Raw genomic sequence first — 16,023 nt, 5'->3', positions numbered from 1 at the left:
AATCAAATTTAAACACAAAGGTAATTAGCTTTTATTACACTTAATAGGAAGCCTTTAAAAACATTTGTTTAATTTTGCCGAAAATAAAAAATATTGAAAAATAAAATTATTTTAGAAGCTAGTAATATTTATTCAGGTGGAGGCTTAGTGCTTCTTAAACTTCTATTAAACGAATTAAATAAATTAAACGTTAAAGCAGACATATATTTAGGCTACAAACATGTAGTTGAAGAAATACAAGAAGAAAAATATAATAATTTAAACATAATAAAAACAAATACCAGAGACACCATGTTTAGGTATTTAAAAAAGCGAAAAGACGTTGTTTTTTTGTGTAATTTACCACCTTTTGTAAAAAATAAAGATTCATTTTTAGTCTTTTACAATGAGTTGTTTTTTAAAAAGAAAAATTTGCTTTCTAAAAGCGGCATTAAATTCACCCTTTTTAATCTATGGTTTAAACTATTTAATAAAAATATAGACACCGTAATTGTACAATCACCTCACATAGAAAAATTAATTAGAGAAAAAACCAATTGTACTCACGTTAAAAACATACCTATTTATAAAAAATTTGATAAAAGCATAAACATAAAAAAAGAATACGATTTTTGTTACATTAGTAGTGCAGCACCTCACAAAAATCACAATAAACTTTTTGATGCTTTAGAATTACTTTTAAATCAAGGCATAAAAACAAACATAATATTAACAATCCCAAGCCATCAAGATCATCTTTTAGGCAGAATAGAAGAAATAAACAGCAAGCACCAAAATGCAATAATTAATGTTGGATATATAGATAACTCAGAAATAGAAAAAGTATATTTAAAATCTAGAGCTTTAATTTTTCCTTCTGTAGCAGAAGCTTTTGGAATGCCATTAATTGAAGCTCACGATCTTGGATTAAAAGTATTAGTATCTAACTTACCTTATGCATTTGATGTTTTTGAGGAAGTTAGTACATTTGATCCAGAAAATGTTGAAAGTATTGCAAACACAATGAAGCGCTTTTTAAACGGAGAGTTAGAACACACAAAACAAATATCAAAAGTAGTCAACCAATTAGACGATTACGTAAATTTACTCATAGACAACAAACATGGAATTTAAAAACAAAACATTATTAATAACAGGAGGAACTGGCTCATTTGGTAACGCAGTATTAGACCGTTTTGTGAATTCTGATATTAAAGAAATTAGAATTTTTTCAAGAGACGAAAAAAAGCAAGACGAGTTAAGACGTCGTTTATCTAACCCTAAAGTTAAATTCTATATTGGTGATGTACGCGATTATCGTTCTGTAGAAACCGCAGTACGTGGAGTAGATTACATATATCATGCAGCAGCATTAAAGCAAGTGCCTTCTTGCGAGTTTTTCCCTGTAGAAGCAGTAAAAACAAATGTTTTAGGTACAGAAAACGTATTAGAAGCAGCAATAAACCATAACGTAAAAAGTGTTGTAGTTTTAAGTACAGATAAAGCAGTTTATCCAATAAACGCAATGGGAATCTCCAAAGCAATGATGGAAAAAGTACTAGTCGCAAAATCAAGAAATGCAGGAAACACAGTTATTTCAGGCACACGTTATGGAAACGTAATGGCATCTAGAGGCTCTGTAATCCCATTGTTTGTAGAGTTAATGGAAAAAGGCGAAGACTTAACACTTACAGATCCTAAAATGACACGTTTTATGATGACATTAGAAGATGCTGTAGACTTAGTGTTATTTGCATTTAACCATGCAGAACCAGGAGACATGTTTGTTCAAAAAGCACCTGCAGCAACAGTAGAAACTTTAGCTAAAGCCCTAATAGAACTTTACAAATCCAATAGTAAGCTAAAAGTGATAGGCACACGACATGGAGAAAAACTTTACGAATCACTTTTAACAAGAGAAGAACGCGTTAAAGCTGAAGATTTAGGAGATTATTACAGAGTTCCTGCAGATAATAGAGATTTAAATTATGCTAACTATTTCTCTGAAGGCGAAGTGGATATGAATAAAATAGAAGATTACCACTCACATAATACAGAGCAGTTAGATGTGGAAGGCATGAAAAAGCTATTATTAAAACTAGATTTTATTAGAGAAGATATTAAGTAACATGAAAGACTCCAAACCAAAACTTATTGAAGGTGGCGTTTTTTCAGACCATAGAGGATCATTACAATTTATTAATGATTTTGATATGGCTGTAATAAAACGTATGTATTTTACAACACATCCAAGCACAGAAACCATAAGAGCATGGCAAGGACATAAAATAGAAAGCCGATGGTTTTTTTGTGTAAAAGGAACCTTTAAAATTAAGCTTGTAAAAATTGATGATTGGGAAAACCCTTCTGATTCGTGTGAAGTTTTTGAGTTTGAACTAAATGAAGATAGTCCTCAAGTATTATATATACCAAATGGATTTGCAAACGGATTTAAAGCAAAAACTGAAGACTCCAAACTAATGATTATGTCTAATTATGGATTAAACGAAATAGAAGACGACCATTATAGGTTTGATAGTAATAAATGGACAAATTGGGACAAATGATAAAAGTAGGAATAACAGGTCAAGCAGGCTTCATGGGAAGTCATTTATACAATTATTTAGGAACAAAAGAAGACATAGAACTCATAGATTTTGAACGCTCTTTTTTTGAAAATTCTTCGAAACTAGAATCATTTGTAAGCCATTGCGATGTTATACTACACATTGCAGCCATGAATAGACACGACGATCAACAAGTAATTTACAACACTAACGTAGGTTTAGTAAATACACTTATTGAAGCTTGTGAAGCTACAAAAGCAACGCCTAAAATTATATTTTCTTCTTCCACACAAGAAGAAAAAGACAATCTCTACGGAAAATCTAAACGAGATGGCAGAACTGCTTTTGAGCAATGGTCTAAAACTTCTGGAGCAAAAGTAAGCTCATTAGTAATACCTAATGTTTTTGGTCCTTTTGGGAAACCATTTTACAATTCGTTTATCGCTACTTTTTGTCATCAAATAGTTAATGGAGAAACACCAACTATAAATAGCGATGGCGAAGTAAATTTAATTTATATTAATGAGTTAGCCGAAGCATTTTACCGAGAAATTAAAAGTGACAACACAACTAACATAGTAACAAAAACACTTCCATATACAGCCACTAAAAAAGTATCTGAAGTACTTAACCTTCTCAACCATTACAAAGAAAGTTATATGGATAATGGCGTAGTTGCAGACTTAAGAGATCCGTTTGAGTTAGCCCTATTTAATACCTTTACTAGCTTTATTCCAAAAGATTATTTTCCACGTAAATTTATAAAACACACAGATAATCGTGGCGCTTTCGTAGAGATAATGCGAGCAAATACATCTGGTCAATCTTCATATTCTACAACAGTTCCTGGAATTACAAGAGGTAATCACTACCACACACGTAAAGTAGAGCGTTTTGCTGTTATTAGTGGTAAAGCACGCATTCAACTTCGTAAAATCAATACCAACGAGGTTATTAATTACGAGCTAGATGGCAACGAACCTGCTTATGTAGATATGCCAATTTGGTACACACACAACATAACAAATATTGGAGACAAAGAGTTAATAACCCTATTTTGGATTAACGAACCATACAACCCAGAAGATCCTGACACTTATTTTGTTGAGGTGTAAAAACGGTAGTTTAATTGTTTTATATGAAGAATAAAAAACACTATTTTTGCAGCTGTAAAATAGTTCTATGAAAAAATTAAAAGTTATTACGGTTGTTGGTACTCGACCAGAAATTATTAGATTATCCTGTACATTATTAGCATTAGATAAAAACGAAGCTATTGAGCATGTTTTAGTCCATACAGGTCAAAATTATGATTACGAATTAAACGAAATCTTTTTTGAAGACTTAGGGTTACGTAAACCAGACCACTTTTTAAACGCAGCTGGTAAAAACGCTACAGAAACTGTAGGTAATATTTTAATAAAAATAGATCCTATTTTAGAACAAGAAAATCCAGATGCATTTTTAGTTTTAGGAGACACCAATTCTTGTTTATGTGCAATTCCTGCTAAAAAAAGACAAATACCAGTATTCCACATGGAAGCAGGTAACCGTTGTTTCGATCAACGTGTACCAGAAGAAACAAACCGTAAAATTGTAGATCACGTATCAGATATTAACCTCACATATAGCGATATCGCTAGAGAGTATTTACTGCGCGAAGGCTTATCTCCAGATAGAGTTATAAAAACAGGAAGCCCAATGTACGAAGTGCTTAACAAGTTTAAGACTAAAATTGAAGCTTCGGACGTACTAAATAAATTAGGATTAGAAAAACAAAAATTCTTTGTAGTCTCTTCTCATAGAGAAGAAAATATTAGTAACCCTAAAAACTTTGAAGGCCTAATAGAGTCTTTAAACCAAATTGCAGCCAAATACGATTACCCTGTTATTGTGTCCACACACCCAAGAACACGTAATATGTTAGAAGCTAAAAAGTTGGAAACACACAAAAACATTCAGTTTTTAAAACCATTAGGCTTTAACGATTATAATGCCTTACAAATGCATTCATTTGCAGTACTTTCTGATAGTGGAACAATTTCCGAAGAATCTTCAATACTAAACTTTCACGCATTAAACATAAGAGATGCACACGAACGTCCAGAAGCCATGGAAGAAGCCTCTGTAATGATGGTTGGTATGAACCCAGAGCGTATTATGCAAGGCTTAGCAGCATTAGACGCTCAACAAAGAAACCCAAAACGTAATTTTAGAGAAGTTGCAGATTATTCCATGCCAAATGTTTCAGAGAAAATGGTAAGAATAATTATTTCTTACACAGATTATATTAATAGAGTTGTTTGGTCAAAAGGATAGAATGAAAATATTACTTGTCAAACAATTATTTAACCCAGAACCTACAGCTAAAAGTTTAGATTTTGCAAAAGAGCTCGTAGCCAGAGGTCACGAAGTTGAGGTATTAACAGGCTTTCCTTCCTATCCAATTGGGAAAATATATAAAGGTTACAAGCAAAGACTTTATAAACGAGAAACTATGGAAGGTGTAAGTTTAATAAGAGTGCCAATATTTCCAGACCATAGTGCATCTGGTCTAAAACGATTTTTACACTATATTTCTTATGCAATATCTGCGACGTTTATAGGATTGTGGTTAGTAAAAAAACCAGACGTATGCTTTGTATATCAAGGAGCAATACCAGTAGCAATACCAGCTATAGTATTAAAAAAATTAAAAGGCATTCCTTTTCTTTATGATATTAATGATCTCTGGCCAGAAACTGTTGCAGCATCTGGAATGATGAGTAAACCTATTATTTTAAAGCTTATTAATAAGTGGTGCCATTGGAATTACAGAAATGCAGATTTTATTACAGTAGCTACTCCTGGATTTAAAAAAAGCCTAATAGAAAAAGGAGTTCCAGAAAAAAAAATAGAAATAGTATCTAACTGGAGTAGAGATGTTATAAGTGACGAAATGTTACCCAACAACATACTAAACACATATTTTGATAAAAACAAAATAAATATTTTGTATGCTGGAAATTTAGGGATTGTCCAATCTCTAAAAACTATTTTAATTACAGCAAAAAGCATTCAAAAGCAAGAATTAAATAAAATACAATTTGTGTTTTTAGGAGGAGGAGCAGATGAAAATAATTTAAAAGAATACGCTCAAACAAACAATTTAAAAAATGTTAGTTTTATACCAAGAGTAGAATCTGCAGAGGTTTCAAAATACCTAAATGCAGCAGATTTTTTATTAGTGCATTTAAATAATAATCCATTGTTCGAAATTACAATTCCTTCAAAAATATTAGCGTATTTAAAATCTGGAAAGCCTATATTAATGGGATTAAAAGGAGATGCTAGTGAGATATTAAAAAATGCAAAAGCAGGTTTTACTTTTGAGCCAGATAACAGTGAAGATTTAGAAACAAAAATAAAAAAAATGATATCTTTAAGTCCAGACCAAATAAAAGAAATGGGAGACAATGGCAAAGAATATTATAAAAACAATTTATCCATAATTTCTAGCGTCAACAAGCTTGAGAAAAATTTCATAAAAATCACAAAATAATAAATGAATTATACACCAGTTATTATAATAGGCTCAGGTAGATCTGGCACTAACATGTTAAGAGACATCATAACATCTATACCAGATTTTGATACTTGGGATTGTGATGAGATTAATCCAATTTGGAGATATGGCAATAGAGACAACGAAACCGACGAATTGTCACCAAATCAAGCATCAAATAAAATAAAAAAATACATTAGAAATAGATTTAAAAAACGCCATAAAAAAAATAATGCCAAATATATAGTAGAGAAAACTTGTGCAAATTCTTTACGCCTAGACTATGTTTACGAAATTTTTCCGGATGCAAAATATATAATAATAAATAGAGACGGAAGAGATGTCGTGCCAAGCGCAATGAAAAGATGGAAATCTAGTTTTGATTTTAAATACACATTAAAAAAGCTAAGGTATGTTCCATTGCAAGACTTATTTTATTATGTTTGGAAATTTGGAGCCAATAGAATAAAAAAGACAGTCTTTAAACAAGAAAGCTTATCTTTTTGGGGCCCTGTATATAAAGGTATTCATAACGATATTGAAAAAGCATCATTAATGGAACTTTGCGCTCAACAATGGATGCATTGTGCAGAAAACACAATTAGATACAGAGAACAAATACCTGTAGAGAATATTTTTGATATTAAATATGAAACATTTGTAAATAATCCCAAAGAAGAAATGGTAAAGCTATTAGAGTTTCTTAAATTTAATAAAAAAATAAATATAGACGAACTTGTAAAAGGGGTTAGTAAAAAAAGTGTTGGCAATTACAAAAAAAGGTTTAATGAAGACGAACTTAAAACGCTAAATAGTCTATTAGAAGACACATTACAAAAGCTTAATTATAAAATATAAAATGATGTCTCAATTATTAAAAAGAGTATTTGATTTCGTTTTTTCTTTATTAATACTGGTCTTTTTTGGATGGGTTATTTTACTGTGTTTCATTATAAGCTCTATTGTACATAAATCAAATGGATTTTATTTGCAAGAACGAATAGGTAAAAACGAAAAACCCTTTAAAATATTCAAACTTAAGTCAATGAAGAAAATTAAAGGCTATAACTCCACCATTACAGTAAAGGATGACCCAAGAGTTACAAAGTTTGGTAATTTTCTTAGAAAAACTAAATTAGACGAATTACCACAAGTAATTAATGTACTTTTGGGCACGATGTCTATTGTAGGTCCTAGGCCAACAGTAGCATCAGATTTTGAGAGAATGACGACACATCAAAGACAGAGATTCAAGGTTAAATCCGGAATAACTGGTTTGTCACAAGTAAGTGGCAACACATCTATGCAATGGCCAGAAAGAATAAATCTAGATATAGAATATATTAATAAATGGACATTTTTATTAGATATTAAAATAATAATAAAAACAATAAATCTTATTTTGACTAATAAAGCAGAAACACATCCTGTTTCTGACGATGAGTGGGAAATCAAGAAATAAAATGTAGTTTAATCATACATTAACACAATTTGAAATGAAAATATATTGCATAGGCTCAAACCTTGAATCTTATATAGCCTTGAAGTATTTAGTAAGCAATAATTGTAAAATAGACACTCTTATTACTTTGCCTAGTAAGAAAAGTGAAGGTGTTTCAGATTATGTAGATTTGCACGAATTTTGTAATCAGCAAAACATAAGTGTTATTGATACAACAAACGTTAACTCAAAAGCAACTATAGAGACTATAAAAGCTAATCAACCAGATTATTTGTTCACTTTGGGATGGAGTCAAATATTTAAGCAAGATTTTATAAACTGTTTTTCCAATTATATAATTGGAACTCATCCCTCAAAATTACCATATGGAAGAGGACGCGCTCCAATTCCTTGGACAATATTAGATGGACTTAATTCTTCAGCAATTAGTTTTTTTAAAATAGATACAGGAATAGACACAGGAAACATAATCTTTCAAAGAGAATTTAAAATACCTAAAAATGTTTATGCAAACGAGTTATACAGTATTGTAGCTAGTGAACTAGGTAAGGGCTTTAATTTAATTTATCAAAAATTAATTTCAAATACCAAAATCAATTTTAAGGCGCAGTCAGAAAAAGGTTTAACAGTAAGAGGTAAACGAACACCAGCAGATGGCTTAATAGATTTTTCTAAAACAATAGACTTTAATCACAAACTTATTAGAGCAGTATCTAAACCTTATCCAGGAGCATATTGTTATTATAAAGATCAAAAAATAATTTTTTGGCAAGTAAGTAACGACTCTGAGAATGTTAATTACGGCACATTAGGACAAATACATAAAAAATCGGAAAATGGTATTTTAGTTCAATTTCAAGATGGGAATTTATGGTTAAATAACCCAACCAATGAAAATGAAGAAGTTGTAGATTCTAAATTTTTTAGAATTGGCGACCGTTTAGGATATAATATTCAAGATGAAATCTATTTTCTTAGAAACAAGTTTTTAAAATAAATAAAATGATAGACCTTTTTAATAAAATATTAGTAATTGCAGCTCATCCAGATGACGAAATTTTAGGTGTTGGTGGAACCATGTCTAAGCTAGCAAAAATGGGAAAAGAAGTAGATGTATTAATTTTTACTGATGGAAGTAGTACCCAATACTTTGATAATTCAGCTATTTTAGAAGATAAATTTATAGAAGCTAAGCTAGCAAATGAAGCAGTTGGAGCAAGACTATTAAATAGGCTAGATTTTCCAGATATGAGATTAGATACCGTTGCACATGTAGATAAAAACATAGCACTTACTAAAATTATTAGTGAAGGGGAATACGATACTGTTTTTATTCAAAATGGTTCAGACATAAATAAAGACCATAGAGAACTGTTTGAAAGCACAGTAGTAGCTTGCAGACCTTACCCAAATCAAAAAGTTAACCATTTGCTTTCGTACTACGTAAACTCATCTACAGAATGGGGAAACATCTTATTGGATAATCCATTTAAACCAAATGTATTTATAGATATTAAAGACACCATATCTCACAAGTTAGATGCTATGAGTCACTATAAAACAGAATTAAGAGATTATCCTCATCCAAGAAGTATAGATGGGATTAATAACTCTTCAAAATATTTTGGAAACATGATAGGAGTTGAGCACGCTGAAGCTTTTAAATTAATTTTCTCTAAATCCTAAACAATGGCAAATCCCAAAATCTGGTTATCCTCACCTCATATGGGTGGAACAGAAGAAAAATATGTAAAAGAAGCTTTTGATACTAATTGGATTGCTCCATTAGGACCAAATGTAACAGCTTTTGAAAACGCATTAGAGTCGTATTTAGAAAACGATGTTCACATAGCATGTTTATCCTCTGGTACTGCAGCAATTCACTTAGCTTTAATTCAGTTAAATGTTGGTTTTGGAGACGAGGTAATATGTCAAAGCTTTACATTTTGCGGTACAACAAATCCAATAGCTTATGTTGGAGCTAAACCTGTATTTGTAGATAGCGAAACAGACACATGGAATATGAGTCCAGAGTATTTAGAATCTGCAATCAAAGACAGAATAAAAAACGGAAAAAAACCTAAAGCAATAATATTAGTTCATCTCTATGGAATGCCTGCAAAAATGGACGAAATATTAGCTATAACTTCGAAATACAAAATTCCTTTAATTGAAGATGCAGCAGAAGCTTTAGGGTCTAAATACAAAGGAAAACCTTGTGGTGTTTTTGGTGATTTTTCTATTTTATCCTTTAATGGAAATAAAATTATTACAACATCTGGAGGAGGAGCCCTTGTAACAAAAACCATAGAAGAAAAAGAAAAAACAATTTTCTACTCTACTCAAGCTAGAGATAAAGCAAATCATTATCAACATTCCGAAATTGGGTATAATTATAGAATGAGTAATATTTCGGCAGGTATTGGTAGAGGGCAAATGGAAGTTTTAGACAAACACATAGCACTAAGAAGGAAAAACAATAATTTTTATAAAGAAATTTTTAAAAACATTGATGGAATAACTGTGTTTTCTGAGCCATCTGATGATTATTACTCAAACCATTGGCTTAGCTGCATACTTGTTGATGAGGCAAAAAGCAACGTAACAAAAGAGCATCTTTTTAATGAATTATCTAAAAAAAACATAGAATCAAGACCACTATGGAAACCCATGCATATGCAACCGATTAATAAAAACACTGTGTATTTTGGAGAAAACAATTGCGAATCTTTTTTTAAAAACGGGCTTTGTCTTCCAAGTGGATCAAATTTAAAAGAAGAAGATTTAGAGAGAATTGAAAAGGTAGTAAGAACAACTTTTAATGTCTAAAAAAATTAAAATAATAGTAGCGTTAATACTATTAGCACTAGGTTTTATTGTGTTTTTAGATAATGGAGTTCGATATAATTTTTATGTCTTACTTCTTAATTACACTATTATTGTATTTACAACATATCAAATATTCTCTAGTAAATCATTACCTTTTTCATTACACAAAATCACTAATCTATTCTTTCTTTTTTTTATAGGGATTTCACCTGCATTACAATATAAAAAAGATGTGTTTTTTATGGGAGAAAAAAGCCACTTAACAACCACTAATTTTATATTTGGTAATCTAATTTTTTTAGCTACGCTAATACTTTATACATTGCTTTACTATTATTTTAGCAACAAATCGTCTTATAAAAATAATGGAGCTTTAATGACGGCTTTTAAAACATGTACAAGTACTTTTAAAAACAGTCATATATTTACAATATCTATACTGTCCATACTTGTAGTTTTTGGTTATTTTGAATTTAATCTAGAAGCAGTTTTTTCACGCAAAGTGCTTTGGTTAGAAATTGACAATTACTCTACACCTATGGTAGCAATTTTTAATGTAATACGAGGTGTACCTTTAATAATGCTCTTATATTTTAAATTAAATGGCAAAAAAAATACAACTTTAGAGGTTGTATTACTCATATTAATTGTTATTAGCAACTTCCCAACAGGTATTTCTAGATATAGAGTTGCGGCTACTTTTTTACCGCTATGCTTAATTTATATTAAACCTTTTTTAAGAAAAAATTATTTCACAGCATTCTTTATAATTAGCTTTTTAGTTGTATTTCCTTATTTACATCATTTTAGATATAATGATGATTTATTTGTAAATCCATTTAACTTTAATATGTTCACAGAACTTGATTTTGACTCGTATCAAAACTCATTAAACATAATAGTTAATGATATAATAACTAATGGTCAACAGTTTTTAGGCACAATATTTTTTTACATTCCTTCAGTGTATTGGGAGTCTAAGCCAATTGGTAGCAGTTACGTTTTAGCAAATGCATTAGAGTATGATGGGTTTTCAAATGTAGCTATTGGTTTTTTTGCTGAAGGCTACATAAATTTTGGATACATTGGTATAGCGTTATTTACAATTTTATTAGCTAAGATTAATTCGTATTGCGATATGCGATTTTGGTTTAATACACAAAAAGAAAGTTATTTTACAATTATTTATTTATTTTTAATCCCTTTTGAGTTTTTAATATTAAGAGGGAGTTTAAGAGCCTCATTCGCAAACTTATGCGGCTACTTATTTTTCACTCTACTTCTGTTTTTTATACTTAGAAAAACGTCAAAAATTAAAGCGTTTTAAAAAAAATCACCATATTTGCGGTATATTTTCTTTCAAATGAATAGATTAAAACAAGGATTAAACCAAGTATTAAAATCCACTAAAAAAAAGATAGACTTTAGGAATCTAAGCTATTTGCCACGTTGGGCGATTTTGTGTATGGATATTGGGATAGTTTGCTTAGCACTACTCTCCTCTTTATTTGTAGTAAATTCTATTGGGAATATTAATTTTGAAGACCCACTATCTTTCCTTTCAGAGGGCTTAATCATTATTGCAACAAATACAGTATTTTTTATACTATTTAGAACTTATGCAGGTTTAATAAGGCATTCAACCTATATAGATGCTATAAAAATATTTTTAACTTCAGTATTGACCTTTATTACCTTAACAATTGTTAATTACACATTTATTTATGTGTTTGATGAACGGTTGTTTATGATGCCTTTTCTCTTTATTTATTTCCTAATATCATTTAGTTTATTATATCTGTTTAGACTATTTGTAAAACAAGTATTCGTATCTTACTTTAATAATGACAATAGTACTGAATCCATTAAAGTATTAATTTATGGTTCTAACGCAAATGCAATAGCAATTGCAAGTGCATTAAAAGCAGAAATACCATCTAGATTTAAAATTTTAGGCTTTGTTACAAACGACAATAAAAATAACAGCAAGCAAATATTAGGGTTACCAATAATTCATTTAAAGAAAAAAATATCTGTACTACTAAGAGCAAATAATGCAGAGGCTTTAATCATATCAGACGCCAACATTTCTAGAGAAAAAAGAATCAAGATTGTAGAAGACTGTTTAGAATTTAATTTTAAAGTATTTAGAGCACCTTTAGTATCTGATTTAGAAGATGATAAAAGGCTAACTAATCAAATTCAAAATATTCAAATTGAAGATTTATTAGAAAGAGACCCAATAGTATTAGATAATAAATTAATTGCAAAAGATTTATTTAATAAAACAGTACTTGTAACAGGAGGAGCTGGCTCTATTGGTAGTGAAATTGCACGCCAAATAGGTAACTATAAAGCTAAAAAAATTATAATTTTAGATCAAGCAGAAACGCCTCTTTACCAAATACGCTCAGAAATTTTAGGGCTTTATCCAGGTTTAGACTTTGAGTTTGTGATTGCAGATGTATCTAATTATGATAAATTAGATAAAGTTTTTAATCACTATAAACCAGAAGTGGTTTACCATGCAGCAGCATACAAACATGTTCCTTTAATGGAAAATAACCCATCCGAAGCTATTTTAGTCAACGTATTAGGTTCTAAAAATCTTGCAGATTTATCTCTAAAATATGATGTCGATAAGTTTGTTATGGTTTCTACAGATAAAGCTGTAAACCCAAGTAACGTTATGGGAGCATCTAAACGTATTGCCGAAATGTATGTGCAATCACTTCACTTTTTCTCTAAACAATCGGCAAATCTAAAAACCAATTTTATTACCACTAGATTTGGAAATGTACTAGGCTCAAATGGTTCTGTAGTCCCATTGTTTAAAAAACAAATAGAAGCTGGTGGACCACTAACAATTACCCATCCAGATATTATTAGATATTTCATGACTATTCCAGAAGCTTGTCAATTAGTTCTGGAAGCTGCATCTATGGGAAAAGGAGGCGAAATATTTATTTTTGATATGGGTAAAGCAGTTAAAATCATAGATTTAGCAAAAAAAATTATAAAATTAGCTGGTTATATACCTTACAAAGACATCGATATTAAAATAATTGGTTTAAGGCCAGGAGAAAAATTATACGAAGAGCTACTTAACGATAAATCTAAAACCTTACCTACTTACAACAAAAAAATTATGATTGCTCAGGTAGAAGGCAACAATTTTAATAAACTTAGCGAAGAAATTTCTATTTTAATAGACTACGCAAATCAAGTAGATAATCATAAAATAGTTAGTCAAATGAAGGTTATTGTACCAGAATATATTAGCCTTAACTCAGAATACGAAAGATTGGATTCTCCATCTTAAACAACACAATAAATATATGAAAATTAGTGTCATAGGAACAGGCTATGTTGGATTGGTAACAGGAACTTGTTTAGCAGAAACAGGTAATGATGTACTGTGTATAGACATAGATAAAGATAAAGTTAAACAAATGCAAAAAGGTGTAGTTCCCATTTACGAACCACACCTCGATGTGTTATTTGAAAGAAACATAAAAGCCAATAGGCTTAAATTTTCGACATCTTTAGAAGAAGGTTTAGAACATGGAGATATTGTTTTTCTGGCATTACCAACTCCAGAAGATGAGGATGGATCTGCAGACTTAAAATACATTTTAGGTGTTGCTAACGATATAGGAAAATTAATTACTAGTTATAAAGTAATTGTAGATAAAAGTACAGTACCAGTTGGTACATCTGATAAAGTTAAAGAAACAATTTCTAAACACGCAAAAGTAGATTTTGATGTTGTCTCTAATCCAGAGTTTTTAAGAGAAGGTTTTGCCGTAGATGATTTTTTAAAACCAGAACGTATAGTCATTGGCTCTAGCAGCGAAAAAGCAACAGAGTTAATTAAAAAACTTTATAAACCTTATGTAAGATCAGGCAATCCAATAATTATAATGGACGAACGTTCTGCAGAACTTACTAAATATGCAGCAAACGCGTTTTTAGCAACCAAAATTACGTTTATGAATGAGATTGCTAACTTTTGTGAAAAAGTTGGAGCAGACGTAGATAAAGTAAGAATAGGAATGGGAACAGACTCCAGAGTTGGAAAACGATTTTTGTTTCCAGGAATAGGTTATGGAGGATCTTGTTTTCCTAAAGATGTAAAAGCGTTACACAAATCAGGACAAGACCACAATTACGATTTTAAGATATTAGATGCAGTAATTCATGTTAATTCTAAACAAAAAACCATTTTAGTTCCTAAAATAAAAAACCATTTTAAAAACAATTTAAAAGGGAAAAAACTTGCAATTTGGGGACTTGCCTTTAAACCAGAAACAGACGATATAAGAGAAGCGCCATCACTTTATGTTATTGATGAGTTATTGTCACAAGGAGCAGAACTAACAGTTTTTGATCCAGAAGCTATGCCAAATGTAAAACGTAAATTAGGAGACAAAATACAATATGCTAACTCAATGTACGATGCCTTGCAAGATGCAGAAGGGTTAGTCATTTGCACAGAATGGAGTATTTTTAGAACACCAAACCTAAATAAAATGAAAAGGTTAATGAAAAGCCACGTTATTTTTGATGGCCGAAACCTTTACGATGTAAATGATATTACTTCAGAGCAATTCGACTATTACTCTATAGGACGATAATATATGGCAACACAAAAAAGAATACTTATTACAGGTGCTGCAGGATTTTTAGGATCGCATTTATGTGACCGATTTGTAAAGGAAAATTACTCAGTAATTGGGATGGATAATTTTATTACTGGAGACCAAAAAAACATTCAGCATTTATTAGAGAACACCAACTTTTCCTTTATTGAGCATGATGTTACAGAGTTTATTAAAATTGAAGGAACATTAGATTATATATTACATTTTGCATCACCTGCAAGTCCAATAGATTATTTAAAAATTCCTATTCAAACTTTAAAGGTAGGCTCGTTAGGAACTCACAATTTATTAGGATTAGCAAAAGCAAAAAATGCAAGAATCCTTATTGCATCTACTTCCGAAGTGTATGGAGATCCATTAGTCCATCCACAAACAGAAGACTATTATGGCAACGTAAACTCAATTGGACCAAGAGGTGTTTATGATGAGGCAAAACGTTTTCAAGAATCCATCACAATGGCTTACCATAGATTTCATGGCTTAGAAACAAGAATAGTACGAATATTTAATACCTATGGACCACGTATGCGACTAAACGATGGTCGAGTAATTCCTGCATTTATGGGACAAGCACTCCGTGGCGAAGACTTAACAATTTTTGGAAATGGAAGCCAAACACGTTCTTTCTGCTTTGTAGATGACCAAGTAGAAGGTATTTACAGACTTTTATTAAGCGATTATGCATTACCAGTTAATATTGGTAATCCACACGAAATCTCAATAAAAGATTTTGCCGAAGAAATTATTAAACTTACAGGTACAAACCAAAAAGTAATTTATAAAGATTTACCAGTTGACGACCCAATGCAACGCCAACCAGATATTACTTTAGCAAAAAAAATATTAAATTGGGAGCCTAAAGTATCAAGGTCACAAGGTATGAAAATTACTTTCGACTATTTTAGAGGTCTTACAGAAGACGAATTGTATAAAAGTGAACATAAGGATTTTTCAAGCTACAATAATAAATAATTAAAA

At 30.6% G+C, this 16,023-nt stretch carries 15 protein-coding genes; all 15 read left to right on the top strand.

Going from position 1 to position 16,023, the window contains the following annotated elements:
- Positions 1-93: 93 nt before the first annotated feature.
- The 15 genes from ACVC5O_RS11270 (at position 94) to ACVC5O_RS11200 (ending at position 16,017) form a co-directional block, all read left to right on the top strand.
- Entirely contained in the window at positions 94-1,113 is a 1,020-nt protein-coding gene (locus ACVC5O_RS11270) for a glycosyltransferase (RefSeq protein ID WP_452221582.1), read from the top strand.
- Positions 1,103-2,107 carry a polysaccharide biosynthesis protein gene (locus ACVC5O_RS11265; RefSeq protein ID WP_452221581.1) on the top strand — a complete coding sequence of 335 codons (1,005 nt, stop codon included), beginning with the start codon at positions 1,103-1,105 and terminating at the stop codon, positions 2,105-2,107. The genes ACVC5O_RS11270 and ACVC5O_RS11265 overlap by 11 nt, the downstream gene beginning before the upstream one ends.
- A 1-nt stretch (position 2,108) precedes the next feature.
- The gene (locus ACVC5O_RS11260; RefSeq protein ID WP_452221580.1) at positions 2,109-2,546 is read left to right on the top strand and encodes a WxcM-like domain-containing protein; all 438 of its coding nucleotides are present in this window, start codon (positions 2,109-2,111) and stop codon (positions 2,544-2,546) included.
- On the top strand, positions 2,543-3,661 hold the full coding sequence (locus tag ACVC5O_RS11255) for a polysaccharide biosynthesis C-terminal domain-containing protein (RefSeq protein WP_452221579.1): 1,119 nt from the start codon (positions 2,543-2,545) through the stop codon (positions 3,659-3,661). Before ACVC5O_RS11260 ends, ACVC5O_RS11255 begins: the two co-directional genes overlap by 4 nt.
- A 67-nt stretch (positions 3,662-3,728) precedes the next feature.
- On the top strand, positions 3,729-4,865 hold the full coding sequence (gene wecB / locus ACVC5O_RS11250) for a non-hydrolyzing UDP-N-acetylglucosamine 2-epimerase (protein WP_452221578.1): 1,137 nt from the start codon (positions 3,729-3,731) through the stop codon (positions 4,863-4,865).
- A 1-nt stretch (position 4,866) separates the two neighbouring features.
- Entirely contained in the window at positions 4,867-6,087 is a 1,221-nt protein-coding gene (locus ACVC5O_RS11245) for a glycosyltransferase family 4 protein (RefSeq protein WP_452221577.1), read from the top strand.
- A 3-nt stretch (positions 6,088-6,090) separates the two neighbouring features.
- The gene (locus ACVC5O_RS11240; protein ID WP_452221576.1) at positions 6,091-6,948 is read left to right on the top strand and encodes a sulfotransferase family protein; all 858 of its coding nucleotides are present in this window, start codon (positions 6,091-6,093) and stop codon (positions 6,946-6,948) included.
- 1 nt (position 6,949) lies between these two features.
- Positions 6,950-7,552, top strand: a complete 603-nt coding sequence (locus tag ACVC5O_RS11235; protein ID WP_452221575.1) for a sugar transferase — start codon at positions 6,950-6,952, stop codon at positions 7,550-7,552.
- Between the two features lie 34 nt (positions 7,553-7,586).
- Positions 7,587-8,549 carry a formyltransferase family protein gene (locus ACVC5O_RS11230; protein WP_452221574.1) on the top strand — a complete coding sequence of 321 codons (963 nt, stop codon included), beginning with the start codon at positions 7,587-7,589 and terminating at the stop codon, positions 8,547-8,549.
- Positions 8,550-8,554: 5 nt separating this feature from the next.
- Positions 8,555-9,238, top strand: a complete 684-nt coding sequence (locus ACVC5O_RS11225; RefSeq protein ID WP_452221573.1) for a PIG-L deacetylase family protein — start codon at positions 8,555-8,557, stop codon at positions 9,236-9,238.
- A gap of 3 nt (positions 9,239-9,241) precedes the next feature.
- The gene (locus ACVC5O_RS11220) at positions 9,242-10,381 is read left to right on the top strand and encodes a DegT/DnrJ/EryC1/StrS family aminotransferase (RefSeq protein WP_452221572.1); all 1,140 of its coding nucleotides are present in this window, start codon (positions 9,242-9,244) and stop codon (positions 10,379-10,381) included.
- Positions 10,374-11,708, top strand: a complete 1,335-nt coding sequence (locus tag ACVC5O_RS11215) for a hypothetical protein (protein ID WP_452221571.1) — start codon at positions 10,374-10,376, stop codon at positions 11,706-11,708. Before ACVC5O_RS11220 ends, ACVC5O_RS11215 begins: the two co-directional genes overlap by 8 nt.
- A gap of 36 nt (positions 11,709-11,744) precedes the next feature.
- A complete protein-coding gene (locus ACVC5O_RS11210; RefSeq protein ID WP_452221570.1) occupies positions 11,745-13,703 on the top strand; it encodes a polysaccharide biosynthesis protein in 1,959 nt (652 codons plus the stop codon).
- Positions 13,704-13,719: 16 nt separating this feature from the next.
- Complete coding sequence (locus ACVC5O_RS11205) at positions 13,720-15,018, top strand: UDP-glucose dehydrogenase family protein (protein WP_452221569.1); 1,299 nt, start codon at positions 13,720-13,722, stop codon at positions 15,016-15,018.
- A 3-nt stretch (positions 15,019-15,021) separates the two neighbouring features.
- Positions 15,022-16,017: a UDP-glucuronic acid decarboxylase family protein gene (locus ACVC5O_RS11200; RefSeq protein ID WP_452221568.1), complete on the top strand. Its 996-nt coding sequence runs from the start codon at positions 15,022-15,024 to the stop codon at positions 16,015-16,017.
- Positions 16,018-16,023: the final 6 nt, after the last annotated feature.

It is taken from the genome of Lacinutrix salivirga, from assembly GCF_053604675.1.
This window is presented reverse-complemented; position numbering and strand designations above follow the sequence as displayed.

Bases quoted from the DNA above. Each gene is read 5' to 3' on its own strand.
- ACVC5O_RS11210 (WP_452221570.1), top strand. From the start codon at position 11,745: ATGAATAGATTAAAACAAGGATTAAACCAAGTATTAAAATCCACTAAA.
- ACVC5O_RS11265 (WP_452221581.1), top strand. From the start codon at position 1,103: ATGGAATTTAAAAACAAAACATTATTAATAACAGGAGGAACTGGCTCA.
- ACVC5O_RS11200 (WP_452221568.1), top strand. From the start codon at position 15,022: ATGGCAACACAAAAAAGAATACTTATTACAGGTGCTGCAGGATTTTTA.
- ACVC5O_RS11225 (WP_452221573.1), top strand. From the start codon at position 8,555: ATGATAGACCTTTTTAATAAAATATTAGTAATTGCAGCTCATCCAGAT.
- ACVC5O_RS11235 (WP_452221575.1), top strand. From the start codon at position 6,950: ATGATGTCTCAATTATTAAAAAGAGTATTTGATTTCGTTTTTTCTTTA.
- ACVC5O_RS11260 (WP_452221580.1), top strand. From the start codon at position 2,109: ATGAAAGACTCCAAACCAAAACTTATTGAAGGTGGCGTTTTTTCAGAC.
- ACVC5O_RS11245 (WP_452221577.1), top strand. From the start codon at position 4,867: ATGAAAATATTACTTGTCAAACAATTATTTAACCCAGAACCTACAGCT.
- ACVC5O_RS11205 (WP_452221569.1), top strand. From the start codon at position 13,720: ATGAAAATTAGTGTCATAGGAACAGGCTATGTTGGATTGGTAACAGGA.
- ACVC5O_RS11255 (WP_452221579.1), top strand. From the start codon at position 2,543: ATGATAAAAGTAGGAATAACAGGTCAAGCAGGCTTCATGGGAAGTCAT.
- ACVC5O_RS11220 (WP_452221572.1), top strand. From the start codon at position 9,242: ATGGCAAATCCCAAAATCTGGTTATCCTCACCTCATATGGGTGGAACA.
- wecB (WP_452221578.1), top strand. From the start codon at position 3,729: ATGAAAAAATTAAAAGTTATTACGGTTGTTGGTACTCGACCAGAAATT.
- ACVC5O_RS11240 (WP_452221576.1), top strand. From the start codon at position 6,091: ATGAATTATACACCAGTTATTATAATAGGCTCAGGTAGATCTGGCACT.
- ACVC5O_RS11230 (WP_452221574.1), top strand. From the start codon at position 7,587: ATGAAAATATATTGCATAGGCTCAAACCTTGAATCTTATATAGCCTTG.
- ACVC5O_RS11215 (WP_452221571.1), top strand. From the start codon at position 10,374: ATGTCTAAAAAAATTAAAATAATAGTAGCGTTAATACTATTAGCACTA.